General features: G+C 67.6%; 13 protein-coding genes. 8 read left to right on the top strand and 5 right to left on the bottom strand.

Translation table 11 applies throughout. The features are described from left to right. Nucleotides 1-5: 5 nt before the first annotated feature. On the bottom strand, nucleotides 6-1,229 hold the full coding sequence (locus tag DTA22_RS23985; RefSeq protein ID WP_112301136.1) for an MFS transporter: 1,224 nt from the start codon (nucleotides 1,227-1,229) through the stop codon (nucleotides 6-8). 97 nt (nucleotides 1,230-1,326) lie between these two features. Here DTA22_RS23985 and DTA22_RS23980 point away from each other — a divergent pair, with 97 nt between their 5' ends. Next, nucleotides 1,327-1,914, top strand: coding sequence for a TetR/AcrR family transcriptional regulator (locus tag DTA22_RS23980; protein WP_112301135.1), 588 nt, complete (start codon nucleotides 1,327-1,329; stop codon nucleotides 1,912-1,914). Between the two features lie 4 nt (nucleotides 1,915-1,918). Here DTA22_RS23980 and DTA22_RS23975 read toward each other — a convergent pair whose 3' ends face one another. Both DTA22_RS23975 and DTA22_RS23970 read right to left on the bottom strand, forming a co-directional pair. Continuing rightward, nucleotides 1,919-3,853 (bottom strand): propionyl-CoA synthetase, encoded by a 1,935-nt coding sequence (locus tag DTA22_RS23975; protein ID WP_112301134.1) that lies wholly within the window; start codon nucleotides 3,851-3,853, stop codon nucleotides 1,919-1,921. Between the two features lie 142 nt (nucleotides 3,854-3,995). Next, complete coding sequence (locus DTA22_RS23970; RefSeq protein WP_112301133.1) at nucleotides 3,996-5,033, bottom strand: alpha/beta hydrolase; 1,038 nt, start codon at nucleotides 5,031-5,033, stop codon at nucleotides 3,996-3,998. A 146-nt stretch (nucleotides 5,034-5,179) separates the two neighbouring features. On the opposite strand from DTA22_RS23970, the gene DTA22_RS23965 reads away from it, so the two are divergent. The 3 genes from DTA22_RS23965 to asnB all read left to right on the top strand — a co-directional run bounded on the left by DTA22_RS23965 (nucleotide 5,180) and on the right by asnB (nucleotide 9,833). Next, nucleotides 5,180-5,854, top strand: coding sequence for a GOLPH3/VPS74 family protein (locus tag DTA22_RS23965; protein ID WP_112301132.1), 675 nt, complete (start codon nucleotides 5,180-5,182; stop codon nucleotides 5,852-5,854). A 440-nt stretch (nucleotides 5,855-6,294) separates the two neighbouring features. Next, entirely contained in the window at nucleotides 6,295-7,818 is a 1,524-nt protein-coding gene (locus tag DTA22_RS23960; RefSeq protein ID WP_112301131.1) for an HNH endonuclease signature motif containing protein, read from the top strand. A gap of 173 nt (nucleotides 7,819-7,991) precedes the next feature. Continuing rightward, a complete protein-coding gene (asnB, locus tag DTA22_RS23955) occupies nucleotides 7,992-9,833 on the top strand; it encodes an asparagine synthase (glutamine-hydrolyzing) (protein WP_112301130.1) in 1,842 nt (613 codons plus the stop codon). A 159-nt stretch (nucleotides 9,834-9,992) separates the two neighbouring features. Here the strand turns inward: asnB and DTA22_RS23950 are convergent, their stop codons facing one another. Continuing rightward, on the bottom strand, nucleotides 9,993-11,489 hold the full coding sequence (locus DTA22_RS23950; RefSeq protein ID WP_112301129.1) for an acetyl-coenzyme A carboxylase carboxyl transferase subunits beta/alpha: 1,497 nt from the start codon (nucleotides 11,487-11,489) through the stop codon (nucleotides 9,993-9,995). A 216-nt stretch (nucleotides 11,490-11,705) separates the two neighbouring features. On the opposite strand from DTA22_RS23950, the gene DTA22_RS23945 reads away from it, so the two are divergent. Genes DTA22_RS23945 through DTA22_RS23930 form a run of 4 tightly spaced genes read left to right on the top strand, consistent with a single transcriptional unit; the run spans nucleotide 11,706 to nucleotide 16,737 of the window. Continuing rightward, the gene (locus DTA22_RS23945) at nucleotides 11,706-12,533 is read left to right on the top strand and encodes an FAD binding domain-containing protein (RefSeq protein ID WP_112301128.1); all 828 of its coding nucleotides are present in this window, start codon (nucleotides 11,706-11,708) and stop codon (nucleotides 12,531-12,533) included. Further along, nucleotides 12,530-15,247 (top strand): molybdopterin-dependent oxidoreductase, encoded by a 2,718-nt coding sequence (locus DTA22_RS23940; RefSeq protein ID WP_112301127.1) that lies wholly within the window; start codon nucleotides 12,530-12,532, stop codon nucleotides 15,245-15,247. Before DTA22_RS23945 ends, DTA22_RS23940 begins: the two co-directional genes overlap by 4 nt. A gap of 17 nt (nucleotides 15,248-15,264) precedes the next feature. Beyond that, complete coding sequence (locus DTA22_RS23935; protein ID WP_112301126.1) at nucleotides 15,265-16,248, top strand: antibiotic biosynthesis monooxygenase; 984 nt, start codon at nucleotides 15,265-15,267, stop codon at nucleotides 16,246-16,248. Between the two features lie 21 nt (nucleotides 16,249-16,269). Then, nucleotides 16,270-16,737, top strand: coding sequence for an SRPBCC family protein (locus DTA22_RS23930; RefSeq protein WP_112301125.1), 468 nt, complete (start codon nucleotides 16,270-16,272; stop codon nucleotides 16,735-16,737). A gap of 21 nt (nucleotides 16,738-16,758) precedes the next feature. Here DTA22_RS23930 and DTA22_RS23925 read toward each other — a convergent pair whose 3' ends face one another. Beyond that, on the bottom strand, nucleotides 16,759-19,938 hold the full coding sequence (locus DTA22_RS23925) for a multicopper oxidase family protein (RefSeq protein ID WP_112301124.1): 3,180 nt from the start codon (nucleotides 19,936-19,938) through the stop codon (nucleotides 16,759-16,761). Nucleotides 19,939-19,946 lie beyond the last annotated feature (8 nt).

The raw sequence follows: 19,946 nt of genomic DNA, 5'->3' as shown, positions 1-19,946 counted from the left end.
GGCGGTTAATAAGTACTCACAGGCGCTTTGCGCACGAGAAGCCCGAGGAAGGCTGCCGCGGCGAGGACGATGACGAGTCCGCCGTAGATGCGGGTGGTGTCGACGAGCCCGACCTTCCCGACGAGGTATCCGGCGATCAGTGCCGGAACGCTGTTGGCGAGGTAGGCGATCACGTAGATGCTCGAGAGCAGTCCCGCGCGCTCATGCGGTTCGGCGAGCGGCATGACGGTGCGGATGGTGCCCTGGAAGCCGGCGCCGAACCCGATGCCCGCGACCGCGGTTCCCGCGAGAATCCACAGCGCGGAGGATGTTTCGGCGCCGATCAGGGTGATGGCGACCCCGGCGACGAGGGCGGAGGCTCCGACGTACAGGATGCGCCGTGCCGCCACGTTCCGCAGCAGGAACACCGCGAGTGCGCCGGTCCCGGTGAGCGTCGCGACCATGATCGCGCCGACCAGCGACGTGTGGACGTCGAGCGCGTTGCGGGCGAGCGAAGGTCCGAGTGACAGGTAGAAGCCGCCCAGCGCCCACACGGCCACCAGGCAGGGACCCGTGAGGACGAGCATGCCAAGGGCGGTGGACGGGACCGCGAGCGCCGGCCGCATCGATGCCAGAGCCCCCTTCTGCCGGACCGCCGTTTCGGGTGCGGCCCAGATGCCGAGGATCTCGACGAGGAACAGTGCGCAGAACACCAGGAACACGGTGCTGGTGGGCCGGGGAAGGTGCTCGCTGATCAGGCTCGATCCGATGGCGCCCAGCGCGAGGCCGACAGTGGGCGCGATGCTGTTGACGGTGGCGCCGCGTCCGGGCGTGCGTTCGAGGTCGAGGAGGGTGGAACCGAGCGCGCTGATCGCGGCGCCGGTCGCGAAACCCTGCACCACCCGGGCGAACAGCAGGAGGCCGATGCCTTCGGCCGTCGCGAACATGATCATCGAGGCCGCTTCGACCACGAGTGCCGTGATCAGCACGGGTCGGCGGCCGACGTAGTCCGAGAGCGACCCGACGGTGAGCAGCGCCAGCAGCAGGCTCACGGCGTAGATGCCGAAGACCAGCGTCGACTGCAGCGACGAGAAGCCCCAGTTCGCCTGGTACACCTCGTACAGCGGTGTCGGTGCGGCGGACGCGCCGAGCAGGGTGGCGATCACGACCGCGACGAGCGTGAAGGCGGCTCCGCGGCGCAGTGCGGGTCGAGACGTCGGTGGTGCTTCGGGCGCGTCAAGCGTCGTCATGGCGTACTCCCGGAGAACGTTAATGCAAAAGTTTTGCGTTAACGGACGCTACGCCGTCACCGTTCTTAATGCAACGTCTTTGCGTTAGCATGGGGGTATGAGTCCGGCTCCAGGTCCACGCCCCGGCGGTCGCAGCGCCCGCATCCAGCAGGCGGTGCACGCGTCCACGCGCAAACTTCTCGACGAGCGCGACCGAGCGGACATCACCGTCCCGATGATCGCCGCCGACGCCGGTGTCACCCCGTCGACCATCTACCGGCGCTGGGGTGACATCACCGAAGTGTTCGCGGACGTCGCGCTCGAGCGACTGCGTCCCGACGCGACCCCGCGTGAAACCGGCAGTGTACGGGGCGACCTCGTCGCCTGGGCGCAGGACTACCTCGAGGAGATGTCCTCGCCGGTGGGGCGGGCGTCGTTGCGCGACGTCGTGATGAGCGGCGACACCGTCAGGTCCGAGGACGGCACCAATCAGTTCAAGTGCGCGACGTTCTGCCGCACTCAGATCGAGGCGATCCTCGGGCGCGGCGAACCGGTCGGCTCGCCGGTGCAGGGCGTGGTCGAGCACGTGATCGACCATGTCGTGGCGCCGATCATCTACCGCATCCTGTTCGACCTCGACCCACTCGCAGCGGACCGCGTCGAGGTGCTGGTGGATCAGGCACTCGACGCGGCCGTCCGGGTGTGAGAGGTCAGCCGCCCAACTGCTTCTTCAGCGCGTCGAGGACGGCGATGTCCTCGATGGTGGAGGGCACCGTGTACTCCTCGTGGTCGGCGATCTGCCGCATCGTCTTGCGCAGGATCTTGCCCGAGCGGGTCTTGGGCAGCGCCTGCACGACCGTCACGTCGCGGAACGTGGCGACGGCGCCGATCTGCTCGCGCACCATCGCGACCAGTTCGTTGCGGAGTGTGTCCGGGTCGATCTCGACCCCGGCCTTGAGCACGACGTAGCCGCTGGGCCGCTGGCCCTTGAGTTCGTCGCGGATGCCGACCACCGCGCACTCGGCCACCGCGGGGTGTCCCGCGACCACCGCCTCCATGCTGCCCGTCGAAAGCCGATGTCCGGCAACGTTGATGACGTCGTCACTGCGGCCGAGGACGTACACGTACCCGTCCTCGTCGATGTAACCGGAGTCGCCGGTCAGGTAGTAGCCGTCGAATGTGGCGAGGTACGACCGCACGTACCGCTCCGGGTCGCGCCACAACCCGGCGAGGGTGCCCGGAGGCAGCGGCAGCCCGATCACGATGTTGCCCTCGGCCCCCGCCGGAACCGCGTTCCCCTCAGCGTCGACCACCTCGACCCGGTATCCGGGCACCGGGACGGTGGGTGAGCCCGCCTTCAGCGGCATGGGTTCGAGCCCGCGCAGGTTGGCGCAGATCGCCCAGCCGGTCTCGGTCTGCCACCAGTGGTCGACGACGGGACGGTCCAGGACGCGGGTGGCCCACGCGTACGTGTCGGGGTCGAGGCGCTCGCCCGCTGCGAACAGCGTCTTCAGGGAGGAGATGTCGTACTTCTCGATCTCCTTCGCGTCCGGATCGGCCTTGCGCACGGCGCGGATCGCGGTCGGTGCGGTGAACAGTGCCGACACACCGTGATCGGAGATCACCCGCCAGAACGCGCCCGCATCCGGCGTCCCGACCGGCTTGCCCTCGTAGAGCACGGACGTGGCACCGGCCAGCAGCGGCCCGTAGACGATGTACGAGTGCCCGACCACCCAGCCCACGTCGGACGCGGTCCACCACACGTCGCCCGGGCCGATGTCGTAGATGTTGCGCATCGACCACGTGAGCGCGACGGCGTGCCCACCGTTGTCGCGGATCACGCCCTTCGGCTTCCCGGTGGTGCCGGACGTGTAGAGGATGTACAGCGGGTCCGTCGCGGCCACCGGAACCGGCTCCGCGGGTGACGCATCCGCCATCAGGGTGTCCCAGTCGAACCACGCCGCCCCGCCGCCCTGGTAGTCGGCGGCCGAACCCGGGATCTGCGCCCGGTCCTTGACGATCACCGTGTGCGGAGGGGTGCCGGACAGCTCGAGCGCCTTCGCCACCATCGGCAGGTAGTCGACGGTGCGCCCCGGCTCGAGGCCACCCGATGCCGTCACCAGGACCACCGGTCCGGCGTCGTCGATGCGGGTCGCGAGTTCCTTCGCGGCGAAGCCGCCGAACACCACCGAGTGCACGGCACCGATGCGGGCGCAGGCCAGCATCGCGATCGCCGCTTCGGGGATCATCGGCATGTAGACGATCACCCGGTCACCGGCCACCACACCCTGGTCCTTCAGGACGCCGGCGAACCGGGACACCTCGTCGAGAAGTTCTGCGTAGATGTAGGTGCGGGACGCATCGGGGGCCATCGCCGAGTCGTAGATCAACGCCGCCCGATCCCCGTTGCCGTCCCGCACGTGCCGGTCGAGAGCGTTGAAGCAGGTGTTCAGCGAGGCATCCGGAAACCACCGGTACATCGGGGCGGCGGAATCGTCGAGCGCCCGCGCCGGCGGCGTCTCCCATTCCACGGCCTCGGCGGCGGCGAGCCAGAAGTCCTCGGGACTGTCGGTGCTCCGGCGGTACACCTCGGCGTAGCTCTGACCATGGTTGTCGCTCGAAGGCGGAGTCCCCGGGGAGCTCATCGATGCACGTCCTCTCGTCGTCGTGTGACCCGAAACACCCTATTCGACGTCGGGTGTTCGGGACACCGTCCGGACGGCCGGGGCGGACGCCTGCGCCGGGCGGTGGTTTTTCGTCGCCCAGCGGAGTCGCGCCGTGAATCGGTCAGAGGCCGAGGGAACCGGCGATCATCGGCCAGGAGTTGTGCAGGTCGTCCTGCCAGTAGCCCCACGAGTGGGTGCCGGTGGGCCGGAAGTCGAACGTGGCCGGGATTCCCAGGGAGTTCAGCCGGTCGGCCAGCCGATGGGTGCACTCGTTGGTTCCGGCTTCGATGATGCCGCCGATGATCACCTGGTTGGCCAGCACGCCCACATCGCCGTTGATGTCCGGGCCGTTGAGGTTCTCGTGGACGCCGGGCAGGCCGGTGGCATTGCTGATGTACAAGTCGATGCCGCGCAGCTTCTCGGCGTTGACGACGGGGTCGTTGGCCACCCAATCGGGGTCGTCGGGCGGTCCCCACATGTTCTCGACGTCTCCGCCTCGGAAGCTGACGACGAAGGTGACGTAGTCCCGGCCTGGTTTGGTGCTCGTCTCGGCGCACCCGCTGAACGCGCCGACCGCGCGATACAGAGAGGGTGCGGCCTCCGCCAGGCTCAGGACGGACGTACCCGACATCGACAGGCCCGCGATGGCATTTTCACCGTTCGTTCCGAGTGTGGCGTCGACGATCGGGGGAAGTTCCTCGGTGAGGAACGTGGTCCATTTGTTCACGCCGAGGACGGGATCGGGCTTCTGCCAGTCGGTGTAGTAGCTGTACGCGCCGCCGACAGGAGTGACGACGTTGACGTTCTTGTCGGCGAAGAAGTCGACCACGTCGGTCCTCGCCTGCCAGGTTGCCGAATCCTCGCCACCACCGGCGCCGTTGAGCAGGTACAGGGTCGGCCGGGGCACGCTCGTGTCGGCGGGGCGAATCACCTCGAGGAGAATCGCTTTGTCCATCGCCGCCGAGTAGACGTACATGTTCAGCTGACGGTCGTCGATCTCCTCGATGTGGTCGAGGACGGATCCGTCTGCCGACGCCGGCTTGTCGGCGGGAAGGGCTCGCCACTCGTCCGCCGACGCCGCTGCCACCTGACCGAACATGGCCGACGACGCAACGACGGCGACCGCCAGGAGTGCCCGACAGTGTCCGATCGCGCTCATAGCCGCTCCTCGTGCTTGACTGCGGTGCCCGACAACCGTCCGGTGGTGCTCAGAACATTTCCCCTTCACGGTAACCGGCAAACATTCCCCGGGGCGGCCGAACGGGACACCCCACTTCGCCGCGACGCCCGCCCTATCGTGGAAGCATGACGCTGCTCGCCGAGGACCTGCTGTTACTGCTGCTGGACGACGCTTCGGGGAAGCCCGTCGTCGACGGGACCCGGATGCCGCGCGTCCTGGCAGGCGCCGTTCTTCTGGAGCTGGCGCTGGGTGACGTCGTCACCCCGGCCGAGCCCGGCGAGGACGTGAAGAAGGGGCGTCTCGTCGTCCGGGACGGAGCACGTCCGCAGGATCCGCTGCTCGTGCGGGCCATCGATCGCATCGGTGCGTCCAAGCCGATGAAACCGGAAGCAGCCATCGAGAAGCTCGCCAAGAACCTCCGTGACGAACTCGCGAAACGAATAGTGGCCGCGGGATGGGTTCGGGAGGAGAAGGGCAAGGTGCTGGGCATCTTCCCGACCACGCGGTGGCCGGAGGTCGACGGCAGCCACGAACGCGCGCTGCGGTCGGAACTGGGCGCCGCAGTCCTCGACGGGGTCACCCCCACGCCGCGCACCGCCGCGCTCGTCTCGCTCCTGTCCGCGGTCGACGCGGCCCCGAATCTGTTCCCGGACGCCGATCGTCGCGCCGTGAAGAAACGGGCGAAGGAGATCGCCGAAGGGGACTGGGCAGGAAAGGCCGTGCGCAAATCGGTCGAGGCGGTCAACGCCGCAATCATCGTCGCCGCCACCGTGCCCGCCATCGTCGCGGGGAGTGGGTAGGCCGAAGCGTCATCCAGACTGCTTCGCGTCCGTCGGCCACAGCGAATTAGTCTGTAGCGGAACATATTTCACTCGGAGTGCGAGTGATCCGTGAACCACCCCACGGATGTCGAAGGCGCTACCAGTGCGATCTCGCGATATTGACGCCTGCTCGGTGCGGTGCCGTCGAATTCAGAGTCGGCCACGACGAAATAGCATCGTGGAACGCAAAGCTATTCAGGATGTCAAGACTGGCCATGGCGCTGCCTTGGACTTGGCCGGCGGTGTGAGGTCGTGTCGTTCGAACTAGGCGGTCGTTTGCCAAGTTCGGTGCCAACGCCGTCCCTCCGTCATGCCAGTGCGTTTGGGGTGCGTGGGAGTTGCGTCCCGGCTGAAGCTGCCGGGATGAGGTCGATATCTGAGTCTTGTGCGGTTCGGCACGTTTCGATAGACTAGAACACATGTTCGATACGGGGGTATTCGATCGGGGAGTTCGGGAGACGGTCTGCTGTCTCGCCGACGGGGAATCCGATGTGGGTCTGGTCGAGTTGATGACCGACCTGCATCGCAGCGAAGCGGTGGTGGCCGAACGGAAGCTGGCGGTGATCGCCGAGCTCTTCGTGCGCCGCACTACCGAGGTCGAGTCCGACGGGGCGTGGACGTCGACCGCGCACGAAGTGGTCGAGGCCGAGATCGGTGCCGCGCTCACCATGGGCCGAGCGGCGGCGGGTCGGCTGATCGGCCTGGGCATGTCGCTACGTACCCGGTTGCACGCCACACGCGAGGCGATGTCGCGCGGTGATCTCGACCTGTACCGGGTGCGCCTGATCGAGGACGCGACGGCAAACGTCAGCGATGACCGGATCGGCGAGGTCGAACATCAACTCCTCGAACAGGTTCTGGCCCCACCGCGCTCCGGTGGAACCGGGTTGACCGGTCGCAGGCTGACGAATGCCGCCAACCGCATCATCGCAAGGCTCGACCCGGCAGGGGTGCGGGCCAAGCGGGAGAAGGCGCAGGCAGACCGGTTCGTCGGAGTCGGCGCGGCAGAGGACGGCATGTGCCGAATCCTGGGCTCCATCCCTGTGGTGCAGGGTCGCGCATTCGACGCGCGATTGCGTGAACTGGCAAACACCGTGTGCCCGAGAGACCTTCGAACGTACGAACAGAGACGAGCCGACGGATTGTCCGCGCTCATCGACGGGGCCGGGTTCGTGCACTGCGAATGTGGGCGGGTCGACTGCGGCCAGGATTCCCGCCTAGCGACGACGGCGCGCAAACCTCTCGTGCACCTGATCATGCTCGACGCCACACTCGCGGGCGGCGACGAACCGGCCTACCTCGACGGCTACGGAATCGTCGACGCAGCGCACGCACGCGAGATCGCAGCCGACGCGGAAGTCGAACCGGTGCGGGCACCGAGCTCTGTCGTCCCGACCACGTACCGCCCAGGCGCCGTGCTCGACACCTGGATGCGGGTGCTGGCCGGCGGGTGTGAATGGTTGCACTGCGATGTGGCGGCCTGGAACACGGACCTCGATCATCATCGGCCGTTCGACCACTCCGATCCCGCGACCGGAGGTCCGACGGTGGCCGGGAACATGACCGCCTACTGTCGAAATCATCACCGGCTCAAACATTCCGGACATTGGGCCGTGACCGCCGATGGTGGAATCGAGTTGGTGGCGCCCACCGGTCACCGGTACCGACCGCGGTCGTCGGGGCTTGTGGGCGTCGGAAGTGACCATGCTGCCGGAAGTGACCAGGCTGCCGGAAGTGACCATGCCGCCGGAAGTGACCACGCTGCCGGAAGTGACCATGCGGCCGTCGCGGCCCGCCGCCGCACCCGTGCGCAGAACAGGGCTGCCCGGATCCGGGCGGAGCGCCGCCGACGGCAGGCGCACCTGGATGCGGTACGGCACAGGCGTGCGACGCCCAACCGGTCGTCCGGCACCGGCGCACCCGACGAACCCGCGCCGTTCTGACGGGCGGTGTTTCCGGGCCCACCGCCTGCGCGCCGAAAAGGGTTACCGTGGAATATAGGTGGTTAGCAAGAGTAAAGAACTGTCCATGTGATTGCTACGGTTCGGACTCGGTTCGCCGCCTCGCAACTGACCATGCGCTGAAGGAAGAGCGCCAGCGACAGCCGGAGGAACACATGTGCGGAATCGCCGGATGGATCTCGTTCGAACGCGATCTACGCGTCGAGCAGTCCACCGTGGATGCCATGGCCGAGACGATGAACTGCCGGGGGCCGGACGATCGCGGTACGTGGGTCGTCGAACACGCCGCGCTCGGGCATCGAAGGCTCGCGATCATCGATCTGCCGGGTGGGCATCAGCCGATGAGCGTGGACACTCCCGGCGGGACCGTTGCGATGGTCTACTCCGGTGAGGTGTACAACTTCGGTGAACTGCGCGAAGAGCTGTATGGGCGCGGTCACCGGTTCGCCACGGACTCCGGCACCGAGGTGGTGCTCCACGGATACCTGGAATGGGGAGAGGCCGTCGCGGAGCGGCTCAACGGCATGTACGCGTTCGCCATCTGGGATTCGCGGACCGACGCACTCGTGATGATCCGCGACCGGATGGGTATCAAGCCGTTCTACTGCTACGAGACCCGAGACGGCGTCCTGTTCGGTTCGGAACCGAAAGCGATCCTTGCCAATCCGATCGCCGAGTCGACCGTCACGATGGACGGGATCCGGGAGTTGTTCGCGTTCGTGAAGACACCGGGCCATGCGGTGTGGGAGGGCATGCGTGAGGTGGAACCGGGCACGGTGGTCACCGTTTCCCGCACCGGACTGCGGACGCACCGGTATTGGACCCTGCAGACCCGCCCGCACACGGACGACCGGGACACCTCCGTCGCGCACGTCCGCGAACTCCTCGACGACATCGTGCGCAGGCAACTGGTCGCCGACGTGCCGCGCTGCACCCTGCTGTCCGGTGGACTCGACTCGTCCGCGATGACCGGCATCGCCGCCGAGCAGCTTGCCGAGGTGGGCGAGACGGTTCGCACGTTCGCCGTCGACTTCGTCGGTCAGACCGAACATTTCGTCGCGGACGAACTGCGGGGCACCCCGGACACTCCGTACGTGCACGACGTGGCCCGGCGATCCGGGACCGCGCACCAGGACATCGTCCTCGACTCCGACGCACTGGCCGACCCCGCCGTGCGCGCGAAGGTCATCCGGGCACGAGACATTCCCATGGGCCTCGGCGACATGGACGCGTCGCTGTATCTGCTGTTCAAGGCGATCCGGCAGCACTCCACGGTGGCGCTGTCCGGTGAGTCGGCCGACGAGGTGTTCGGCGGGTACAAGCAGTTCTTCGACCCGAAGGCGCAGCAGGCGAACACCTTCCCGTGGCTCGTGCAGTTCGCCGAGCACTTCGGCGACGAGAGCAACATCTTCACCCCGGAGGTGACGGCGGGGCTGAACATGGACGACTACGTGCAGGACTCGTACGACGCAGCCGTGGCCGGGATCGATCGGCTGGACGGCGAATCCGACTTCGAATGGCGGATGCGCAAGATCTGCTACCTGCATCTGACGCGTTTCGTCCGGGTCCTGCTCGACCGCAAGGACCGCGCGAGCATGGCCGTCGGACTGGAGGTCCGGGTGCCGTTCTGTGATCACCGGCTGGTCGAGTACGTCTACAACACGCCGTGGTCGCTGAAGACGTTCGACGGCAAGGAGAAATCGTTGCTGCGGGCGGCGACCAGGGATGTGCTGCCGCAGTCGGTGATCGACCGGGTCAAGTCGCCGTACCCGTCCACCCAGGACCCGAAGTACGCGGTGGCGTTGCAGCAGCACGGTAAGGACCTGCTCAGCGACCCCTCGCACCCGGTGTTCGGCCTGGTCAGTGCGGACTGGTTGTCCCGGGCGGTGTCCGTCGACACCCCGCAGATCAGTCAGGTGTCGCGTCGCGGACTCGAGCGCACGCTCGACCTCGCGCTGTGGATGGACATGTACAACCCGACGATCAAACTGTCATAGGGTATGTCTCCCAATCCCCATTCGGCGCTCCCGGCGCCCAATCGCCGCCCTGCTTCGTTGTCGTCGGCGCCGATACAACAGCGGTATCGGCTTCTCCTCCGCCTTGCCGGACGACGATTGCTTCGCCAGGCGCATCCGAGAGAGACTGGGAGACACACCCTAATCCAGGCCGAGGTTCCGGTAGCGGGCGAGCCGGGCGGCGAAGCGTTCGCCCTCGGGAACCCCGGTCAGGGCACGGAGTTCCCGGGAGATGGCCTCGCCGACCCGCTTGGAGAAATCGACGGCTTCGTCGGCGGCGTCCGGATGCTCGGGGATGATGGCGTCGATGACGCCGTCGCGCAGCAGGTCGAGCGAACGGATGCCCTGCGCGGCCGCCATCTCGGGGGCGTGCGAGGTGTCGCGGTGGACGATCGCGCTGGCGCCTTCGGGGGGGAGCGGGGCCAGCCACCCGTTCTGCGCGGCGAGCACGCGGTCGGCGGGGAGGAAGGCCAGCGCCCCGCCGCCCGTGCCCTGACCGAGCAGAACGGACACGGTCGGCGTCTTCAACGTCACGAGGTCGGAGATGCATCGGGCGATCTCGGGGGCCAGTCCGCGTTCCTCCGCCTCCTGCGACAGCGCGGCACCGAGGGTGTCGATCACCAGGACCAGGGGGATCTGCAACTCCTCGGCCAACCGCATGCCGCGGCGCGCCTCGCGGAGGGCGGCAGGCCCCATTGTGTTCAGAGCCGACTGTCCGGCGCGGTCCTGGCCCAGCAGCACGCACGGCGCGCCGCGGAAACGGGCCAGCGACAGCAGCACCGTCCCCTCGGTTTCACCCTGGCCGGTGCCGCTGAGGGGCACCTGCTCGGTGGCCGCGTGCCGCAGCAGGTGCCGGATCCCGGGCCGGTCGGCGCGCCGCGACAGCATCACCGACTGCCACGCGGGCACGTCGGGGATGTCGACGGCCGGCGGCGCCGGTTCGGTGACGGCGGTCGACGTCGGCGGATCGATCAGCACCCGCAACGCCCGATGGACGAGCCGGCGCAGGCGCGTGGCGGGGACGACGCCGTCGATGACGCCGTTGCGGTACAGGTTTTCGGACGTCTGCACGCCCTCGGGGAACTTCTCGCCGTACAGCGCCTCGTAGACGCGGGGTCCGAGGAACCCCACGAGTGCGCCGGGCTCGGCCACGGTGATGTGCCCGAGGGAACCCCAGGACGCGAAGACACCGCCGGTGGTCGGGTTCCGCAGATACACGAGATAGGGGAGATGGGCGGCCTTGTGGGTGGCGACGGCCGCCGCGATCTTCACCATCTGCACGAACGCGACGGTGCCCTCCTGCATGCGCGTGCCCCCCGAGGTGGGCGAGGCGAGCAGGGGGAGACCCTCACGGGTGGCGCGTTCGATGGCGGAGACGATCCGCTCGGCGGCGGCCACGCCGATCGAACCGGCCAGGAACGCGAACTCGCACGCGATCACCGCGACCGGGCGCCCGCGGACGGTGCCGACGCCCGTGATCACCGATTCGTCGACACCCGACTTCTCGGCGGCCTTCTGCAGGTCGGCGCGGTACTTCTCATTCGGCCGCGCATCGACGGGCGTGGTGTCCCAGGAGACGAAGCTGCCTGCGTCCAGTACCAGCTCGAGCACGTCGTGGGCGGAGATCTTGGCGGCCATGGCCCTGAGAGTAGCGGTCGGGCCGGGGCAGCAGATGTCTGCTACGGCGGGTGACGGTCGCCCACACGGTCGCCTGCACGGCCGGAACACGGCGAACAGCGACCGGGTGGAACCCGGCAATCGACACCGAGACCGCCGTCGCGGTGTCTAAAGTCAGATGGGTTGACGCAGGCCGGGTACGAGAACGACGACACATTTCCCGAGTGGAGCAGTCATATGGACCTCAACACCATCACCGATGTCGTTCGGCGCCCACCCGACCGGCCGGGTGCGCAGTGGCGGGAAGGTGACGCCTGGCTGGCAGGCGGAACGTGGCTGTTCTCCGATCAGCAGCCCGACCTGCGCCGTCTCGTCGATCTCACGGCGCTCGGCTGGGACACCCTGGTGCCGAGCGATGCCGGCCTCGAGATCGGAGCGACGTGCACCGTCCGTGAGTTGTATGCGCTTGCGCCACCGGACGACTGGAGCGCCGCCTCGTTGTTCGCAACGAGTTGCGAGGCGTTCCTGGCATCGTTCAAGGTCTGGAATTCGGCGACGGTGGGCGGCAACATCTGCATGTCGTTGCCCGCAGGCCCGATGATCACGATGACCGTCGCGCTGGAGGCGACGTACACGCTGTGGGCGGCCGACGGGTCCGAGCGCATCGTCGACGCCGCCGACTTCGTGACGGGCGACCACGAGAACGTGCTCACGCCGGGTGAGATCCTGCGGCGCATCGACATCCCCGTCCGCGCCCTGCGCAAGCGTCACGCGCACCGCCGCTTCACGCTGACGCACCTGGGCCGGTCCACCCTGTTCATGATCGGCACCCGGTCGCCCGACGGCGACGACCTGCTGCTCACGATCACGGCGGGCACGACGCGTCCGATCCGTTTCGCGTTCGACGCCGTACCCGCCGCCGAGGCGCTGCAGCAGCGCATCGACGCGCTGCCCGAGGACGTGTGGTTCGACGACCCCAACGGCAGCCCCGACCACCGTCGCCACCTGGCGAAGCATTTCGCCGAGGAGATCCGGACCGAGCTCGTGGCAGGAGACCGGCGATGACGTACACCGTGAACGGCAGGGCGTTCGACGCGGAGCCGAATCCCGGCCAGTGCCTGCGCACGTTCGTGCGCTCGCTCGGTCATCACGGCGTCAAGAAGGGTTGCGACGCAGGTGATTGCGGGGCCTGCACGGTGTGGCTCGACGGCGATCCCGTGCACAGTTGCATCACGCCCGCATTCCGCGCCGAGGGGCGGGAGGTGACGACGATCGAGGGCCTCGGTTCGCCGGACGACCTGCATCCGCTGCAGCGGCAGTTCCGGGACGCCCCCGGGTTCCAGTGCGGCTTCTGCACCGCGGGCATGATCATGACCTCGGCGACGTTCACGGACGCGCAGAAAGAGGACCTGCCGCGCGCGCTGAAAGGCAATCTCTGCCGCTGCACCGGCTATCGGGCCATCGAGGATGCCGTGAACGGTGTCGCCGCGGTGGAGGTCGCCGAACCGGGTCGCGCGGTCGGCACCAGCGTCGGGGCGCCCGCGGCCACCGATGTGGTCACCGGCCGCGCCCAGTTCACGATGGACACCGAGATCGAGGGCATGCTGCACCTCAAGGTGCTGCATTCCCCGCACGCCCACGCCCGCATCGTCTCGATCGACAAGACGGCGGCGCTCGCCGTCCCCGGCGTGCACCGCGTGTACACGTGGGAGGACGTGCCCCGGAAGCGGTTCACGACCGCGATTCACACCGATCACCTCGTCGACCCGGATGACACGTACATCCTCGACGACAGGGTCCGCTTCGCCGGCCAGCGGGTGGTCGCGGTGCTGGCGGACACGGTCGGCGCCGCGGAGGAGGGCTGTCGCGCGGTGGTCGTCGAATACGACGTGTTGCCTGCGGTGTTCGACCCTGAGGAGGCGATGGCCGACGGCGCACCACAGCTGCACGGTTCGGACGACCCGTTCGTCCGCGATCCCGTGCACAACATCCTGCTCGAACTCCACGGGGAGGTCGGCGACGTCGAGGCGGGGTTCGCCGAGGCCGACGTGATCCACGAGGGCACCTACTTCACCCCGCGCGTGCAGCACGCGCATCTCGAGACGCACGGGTCGATCGCCTGGATGGAGGATGGCCGGCTGCACGTGCGCACGAGTTCGCAGTCGCCGTCGATCGCCAAGGTCAAGCTGGCCCACCTGTTCGACCTGCGTCCCGACCAGCTGCGCGTGTTCTGCATGCGCGTCGGCGGAGGTTTCGGCGGCAAGCAGGAGGTGATCTCGGAGGATCTGGTCGCGCTCGCCACCCTCGACACGGGCCGGCCCGTCTGCTTCGAGTTCACCCGGGAAGAGGAATTCACGACGGCGTCGCCGCGTCACCCGATGAAGCTGACCATCACGCTCGGCGCCCGGGCCGACGGCACACTCACGGCGTTCCAGGTGCGCAACGTGTCGAACACGGGCGCGTACGGCAACCACGGGGGCGAAACATTGTTCGCCGCCGGAGCCGCCATCTCGGCCTACCGGTGTCTGAACAAGAAGTTCGATGCGTACTCCGTCTACACGAACAGCGTGCCCAGCGGAGCGCTGCGCGGGTACGGCATGACCCAGCCCGCCTTCGCGGTCGAATCCGCCATGCACGAGCTGGCGGTCGCACTCGACATCGACCCGCTCGAGTTGCGGCGCCGCAATATCGTCCGCCCCGGGGACTCACTCGTGGCAATCGAGGACGGTCCCGACGACGTCGTGTTCGAGGAGGACGGGCTCGGGCAGTGCATCGATCTCGTCGACGCCGCACTGAGACGGACCGGGAACGGGCAGGTGCTGGGCGACGACTGGCTCGTCGGCGTGGGCACCGCGAGTTCGCTCCACGAGACGGCGCCCCCGACCGAACACATCTCGGAGGCGTGGGCGACGCTCGGCGACGACGGCGTGTACGAACTCGCCGTCGGTACCGTCGAATTCGGTGAGGGGACGTCGACCGCGCACGTGCAGATCGCGGCCACCCATCTCGGTACCACGCCGTCGCGGGTGCGTCTCGTGCAGTCCGACACCGACCGGACGGGTTTCGACACGGGGGCGTTCGCGAGCGCGGGCCTCTTCGTCGCAGGCAACGCCGTGTCGCGGGCGTCGGAGGCCCTGCGCGACCGCATCCTGGCGTTCGCCGCGGCGCACACCGGGGTCGACGTGGCGTCCTGCGCGATGGACGACGACGGGGTGCTCTGCGACGGCACGCATGTGCCGCTGACCGAACTCCTCGACGCCGCCCGCCGCCGCGGCATCCGGTTCACCGAGGCGCGCAAGGCGTACGGGTCGCCGCGCAGCGTCGTCTCCAACACCCACGGTTTCCGCATCGCCGTCCACCGGGTGACGGGCGAGATCCGCATCCTCTACAGCGTCCATGCCACGGACGCCGGGGTCATCATCAACCCGGTGCAGGTCCGCGGCCAGATCGAGGGCGGCGTCGCCCAGGGCATCGGATTCGCGTTGACCGAGAACTTCCGCGTCGACGACAACGGCGTGATGATCAACCCCAACCTGCGCAACTACCGCATCCCCACCTACGCCGACATTCCCCGCACCGAAGTGCTGCTGGTCGATTCGGCGGACTCCGTCGGACCGATGCGTGCGAAGGGAATGGCGGAGTGCTGCATCAACCCGGTGGCACCTGCCCTGGCCAACGCGCTGGAAGACGCGACCGGTGTGCGTTTCCGCGCGTTGCCGCTCACCCCCGAGCGGATCTACCACCGAATCGGCGAGAACCGATCGGTTCCGACGACCTGAGCCGTGAGGAGAGGGCGATGGACACCGAAAAGCCCACTGAGAAATCCACCGGCAACGCCGCGACGGTCATCATCGGCCAGAAGGTGCGCGCCGGATCCGAGGAGGCCTTCGAGGCCTGGCAGCAGGACATGAACACCGCCGCGTCCCACTACCCGGGTTTCCTGGGCGCCGAGATCTCGGCGCCCACCGCCGTGCAACCCGACTGGGTCGTGGTGTACCGCTTCGATTCCGTCGCCCACGTGCAGGCCTGGATCAACAGCGCCACCCGGCAGGGCCGCCTGGACCAGGGGCAGCAGTACTTCGACGGTCCTGCCACCCAGCAGGTCATCAGCGGGGGGACGCGTGAGTCGGATCCGCTGGTGACGGTCGTCGTGACGCACCGTGTCGGTCCGGAGCACGTCGACGACTTCCTTGCGTGGCAGGATCGACTGCGAGTGGAAGAGAGCAAGTTCGACGGCTTCCGCGGGAGCGAACTCTTCCGCCCCATCGAGGGCGTCCAGGACGAATGGACCGCGCTGTACCGCTACGACAACGCGGCCGACCTCGACAGGTGGCTCACGTCGACGAAGCGTCAGGAACTCCTCGCCGAGGGGGAGAAGTTCCACGACTTCGAACTGCGCACCATCGACAACTCCTTCGGGAGTTGGTTCGCGTTCGACGAGAACGGCAACGAGGCGCCGCCGCCGTCCGAAACCAAGACGTCGATCGCGGTGTGGGTCGGTCTCTATCCCACCGTCGTGATTCTCACCCTCGCGCTGTCGCCGCTGAAGATGCCACTGTGGCTCGGTCTGCTCGTCGGAAACCTGCTGTCCAGCTTCATCATGAGCTTCGTGACGATGCCGTACTACGTCAACCGTGTGCTGGGGCGTTGGCTGCGACCGCCCCTGGACGTTCCGGTAGCGAGAACGAACCGTCGAGGGATCGCGATCGTCGCCGGGGTTATGGTGTTCTGGGTCATCGTCTTCTACCTGGTGACCCGCCAGTTCTGGACCCTGCCCTGAGAAGAAAGAAATGGGTGCCTCATGTCAGCTTCGGAGATCCGCGTGAGCCGAACGATCGATGCGCCCGTCGGCGCGGTCTGGGCGGTCATCACCGATCTGGACAATGCGGAATCGGTTCTGAGCGGTGTGGAGAAGCTCGAGAGGCTGGATTCGACGAAGTACGAGGTCGGTACGCGGTGGCGTGAGACCCGGGTGCTGTTCGGCAAGTCGTCGACCGAGGAAATGTGGGTAACGGAGATCGACCCGGAGAAGCGCACCGTGGTGAAGGCGTCGTCCCACGGCGCGGACTACACGACGGTGTTCACCCTGGAGCCTGCTGGTGACGGCACCACCCTGACCTTTCACTTCTCAGCGGAAGCAACTGGGCTCGGTGCATTTTCGAAGTTCATGATGAAAGTGTTCGGCTCCTTCGCGTTGAAGGCGACCACCAAGGCGATCCGGCGCGATCTCGACGACATCGCCGACGCCGCCGAGAAGCGGGTCGGCTGACCCACTGCATCTGCCGGCCGACTATCGGCCACCGAGTGGCACGGACCCTTGCGCTGCGGGGAGCGCGGGGAGGGCGCCCGACGGCAGCGGCACCAGCGTGGTGGATTGGGGTTCGGCGCGGCCCAGTCCGAACTTGCGCACCTCGGTGCCGCCGGGCCCGGAGCCGCTGACGAGCAGGTCGGCGCCGCTGGTGGTGCTGGTGGTGGCCACCTGGACGCCCGTCCCCGGAGTGCCGCCGGCGAACGGTGCGAACGACGCGATCTCAGTGAAGACGACGTCGCCGGAGTGGTGATTCGGACTCTCGAGATACATGCCCGGTTCACCGTCGAGGCGTGAACCACTCGACCACACGCGAACAGTGCCGTCGCCGCCCAGCATGCCGGTGACGATGCTCTTCGCTCCGCCTTCGGCGCCGGCCACCCACCCCGTCGAGAGTGAGACACCGTCAACGTAGCTCTCGTCGAACGCCAGGAACTCCGACGTCATCCGCGGTCCGCCGGTGTGGCCGGCGTGCTCGTCCGCGGTGCCGTCGGCTTCGGCGGCGGCGGTCGGCTCGAACAGGTCGTAGCGGAACGTCTTCACGCGAGGCGCTTCTCCTGGGCCGGGGGCGGTGACGATACTTGCCCGGCCCGAGCCGGCGTCGACCAAGCCGGTGGCGACGGTGACCCCGGACTGCGATCCGGGGTAGGGGGTGAAGCTCGAAAAGACCTCGGGTGCCACGCCCTTCTCGGTGGGCAGGGTGGACGAGAACACCTTCACCTGCGATTCGGTGCCGGGGCCCGTGCCGGCGATGATGTTGTCGGCCAGCGCGTTTCCGTCGATGTCCACACCCGCGACGTTGACGCCTCCGCGGAAGCCGTCGTCGAACGGGGCGAACCGGGTCAGCTCTGCGGTGAACGGGCCGGAGCCCACATCGTTGCCGTCGTAGGCGACGACCTCCGGCGCCACGCCCGCACCGGTCCCGGCGACGAGGTCGAGGATCATGTCGCCGTTGACGTCGGCCATCGCCACCGTCGGGGTGCCCTCGAAGGCCGGGAACGGTGTGACCGCGGCGATCACCTTGTCGCCGTTGCCGTCGTGGACCTGCACGGTCGCGGGAGTGCCCGCCGAACCTGGCACCGCCACCGCGTACGTCGACACCTCGGGAATGACGTTGACGGTGGCCATCAGACCGTTGTCCTCGTGGTTGAGGCGATGGCAGTGGATCACGAAAGTGCCTGTGTACTCCGTGAATTTCGTGCGCAGCGTCACCGATGCGGGCACGAGCGGGTTCTCGTTCGCGTCGGTGACGGGCGCCGGCACGTTGACGTTGTCCTCGCCCCACGGCTGCACCCCGGTCCGGGTACCGGCGATCGGGTCGACGATCTCCATCACCTGGAAGTCGTTGACGTGGATGTGCATCGGATGCTCGTCGTTGTTGAGGTTTGTGATCAACCATTCCTCGACCGAGTTGAGGCGCGGCTGGATCAGCGGGATGTTCGGGAACGTGTTGTCGTCGAACTCGTACGTGAAGGCCTTGGGGTCGCTGTTGCTGGCCTTCTCGTTGCCGAACCCGCCCGAGACCGTGAGGGTGCGCTTCACGTCCGGTGTCATCACCGACGTGTCCACGAAAGACGTGTACGCGTCGAGGTTCTGGCCGGGCTCGAACGGCGTGGTCTGCCCTTCCCCGCTGTCGGGTGTGACGTGCAGGAGGGTCTGGGTGGGGAAGGTGAAGAAGCCGTCGGCGTAGCTGATGACCGACGGGTCGACCGTCACCGTGCCCAGTTCGGCCGGCGGGTTGTCGGTGCCGTTGCCGGTGTAGAGAACGCCGGGGTTGGTGACGGGTTTCGCCCCGTCCAGTGGAGGCATGTCGAGCACCAGATCGCCGGTGTCCGGCATCGTCACGGCGATCGCGTACCGCGACCCCGGCGGGATGACGAGCCGGGTGCCGTCACCACCGACGGGCAGCTGCACCTGGGTGAAGGGATTGCCGTCCTGGCCGACGACGGAGAACTTCGGGTGGTTGCCCGTCGCGGTCTCGGTGAGTCTGAGCGGCATGTAGGCGAAGTCGCTGATGTTCGCCAGCGACCAGATCTCCGTCTGGCCCGGCTTCAGTTTCAGCTCCGGCTGAAACTGCCCGTTGACCGTGTACTGCACGTCGCGTTCGTTGTCCGGCAGCGACGGGTCGGCGGGGACATTCGTCGAATCACTGCTGAAACTCTGGAGATTGCCCGGCACGAACTGGTTCTGCCCGCGATGATTCGCCGGCGACAGCGGCCCGGAATACCAGTTGGTGACGTACTGGGCGCCCTCCGTGGTCTCCGAGAAATTCACGGGTGCGAGACTCGGCTCGTACGTTCCGTCGGCGAGCTCGGTCCCCTCCGGCGGCTTCAGTGTGCTCACGAACTGTGGCCAGTTGGGGTCGTTCAGCTGGTGGCCGTTGCCTTTACGGTCGAAGACGAAGTTGTACTGCAGCGCCATGTCGCGGATGGGAACGTCGTTCTGCGTCACCAGAGGAAGGTTGCCGTCGGGCCTGCCGATCTCGAGCAGTCCCGCGAGCCCCGCGTACGTCTGCTGCGCGGTCATCGTGTGACGGTGGCTGTGGTACCAGTACAGGCCGTTCGGCATGTCCTTCGGCACCGCGTAGTCGTAGACGTTGCCCATTCCGGCGGGGATGTCGAGCAGCACGTTGTCGGCGTTGCCGTCCGGGCTCACGTGCAGACCATGGGTGTGCAGGTTCAGCGGCGCCGATTCGAGTGCCGGGGGATAGATGGGGACCTCCCCGCCCGCCGGCGTGAACGCGGGGTCGTAGAAGTCCTCGATCGTCAGATTCCGGAGATCGTTGTCGTAGTGGATGATCAGGCGCTCACCCGGATCGACGCGCAACGTCGGTGCCGGGTAGAGGTCGTCGCCCGTGGTCGAGCCGTTCGAACTCGTGCCCTGCAGAACCTCGTATCCGAAGACCAGGAAGTTGGACACCGGTTCCGAGACGGTGTCGAGGTCGACCGTGCCCTGATGGGCCGACAGCCGAACCTCGAGCACCCCGTTCTCGCTCGACAGCCTCACCGGTTCCTTGAAGGCGACCGGGGTGCCGTCGGGGCCGGCGTTGCCACCGCCCGCAGTGGTCGGCTCGTCGGACGTGCACGCCGTCAGCATCAACGCCATGGACGCGACCACGGCGACGGCGAGGGCGACGATCGGCTTCCCGCGACGGACGACCATGGGTGTTC

This window comes from Rhodococcus wratislaviensis (assembly GCF_900455735.1).
GTDB classification, from domain to species: Bacteria; Actinomycetota; Actinomycetes; order Mycobacteriales; family Mycobacteriaceae; genus Rhodococcus_F; species Rhodococcus_F wratislaviensis.
Note: the sequence above shows the minus strand (reverse complement) of the source record. Positions and strands in the feature narration are given on the sequence as shown.

What these genes read in the sequence shown, in the direction of transcription:
- DTA22_RS23985 (WP_112301136.1), bottom strand. Translation starts at nt 1,229, where the DNA reads ATGACGACGCTTGACGCGCCCGAAGCACCACCGACGTCTCGACCCGCA.
- DTA22_RS23980 (WP_112301135.1), top strand. Translation starts at nt 1,327, where the DNA reads ATGAGTCCGGCTCCAGGTCCACGCCCCGGCGGTCGCAGCGCCCGCATC.
- DTA22_RS23975 (WP_112301134.1), bottom strand. Translation starts at nt 3,853, where the DNA reads ATGAGCTCCCCGGGGACTCCGCCTTCGAGCGACAACCATGGTCAGAGC.
- DTA22_RS23970 (WP_112301133.1), bottom strand. Translation starts at nt 5,033, where the DNA reads ATGAGCGCGATCGGACACTGTCGGGCACTCCTGGCGGTCGCCGTCGTT.
- DTA22_RS23965 (WP_112301132.1), top strand. Translation starts at nt 5,180, where the DNA reads ATGACGCTGCTCGCCGAGGACCTGCTGTTACTGCTGCTGGACGACGCT.
- DTA22_RS23960 (WP_112301131.1), top strand. Translation starts at nt 6,295, where the DNA reads ATGTTCGATACGGGGGTATTCGATCGGGGAGTTCGGGAGACGGTCTGC.
- asnB (WP_112301130.1), top strand. Translation starts at nt 7,992, where the DNA reads ATGTGCGGAATCGCCGGATGGATCTCGTTCGAACGCGATCTACGCGTC.
- DTA22_RS23950 (WP_112301129.1), bottom strand. Translation starts at nt 11,489, where the DNA reads ATGGCCGCCAAGATCTCCGCCCACGACGTGCTCGAGCTGGTACTGGAC.
- DTA22_RS23945 (WP_112301128.1), top strand. Translation starts at nt 11,706, where the DNA reads ATGGACCTCAACACCATCACCGATGTCGTTCGGCGCCCACCCGACCGG.
- DTA22_RS23940 (WP_112301127.1), top strand. Translation starts at nt 12,530, where the DNA reads ATGACGTACACCGTGAACGGCAGGGCGTTCGACGCGGAGCCGAATCCC.
- DTA22_RS23935 (WP_112301126.1), top strand. Translation starts at nt 15,265, where the DNA reads ATGGACACCGAAAAGCCCACTGAGAAATCCACCGGCAACGCCGCGACG.
- DTA22_RS23930 (WP_112301125.1), top strand. Translation starts at nt 16,270, where the DNA reads ATGTCAGCTTCGGAGATCCGCGTGAGCCGAACGATCGATGCGCCCGTC.
- DTA22_RS23925 (WP_112301124.1), bottom strand. Translation starts at nt 19,938, where the DNA reads ATGGTCGTCCGTCGCGGGAAGCCGATCGTCGCCCTCGCCGTCGCCGTG.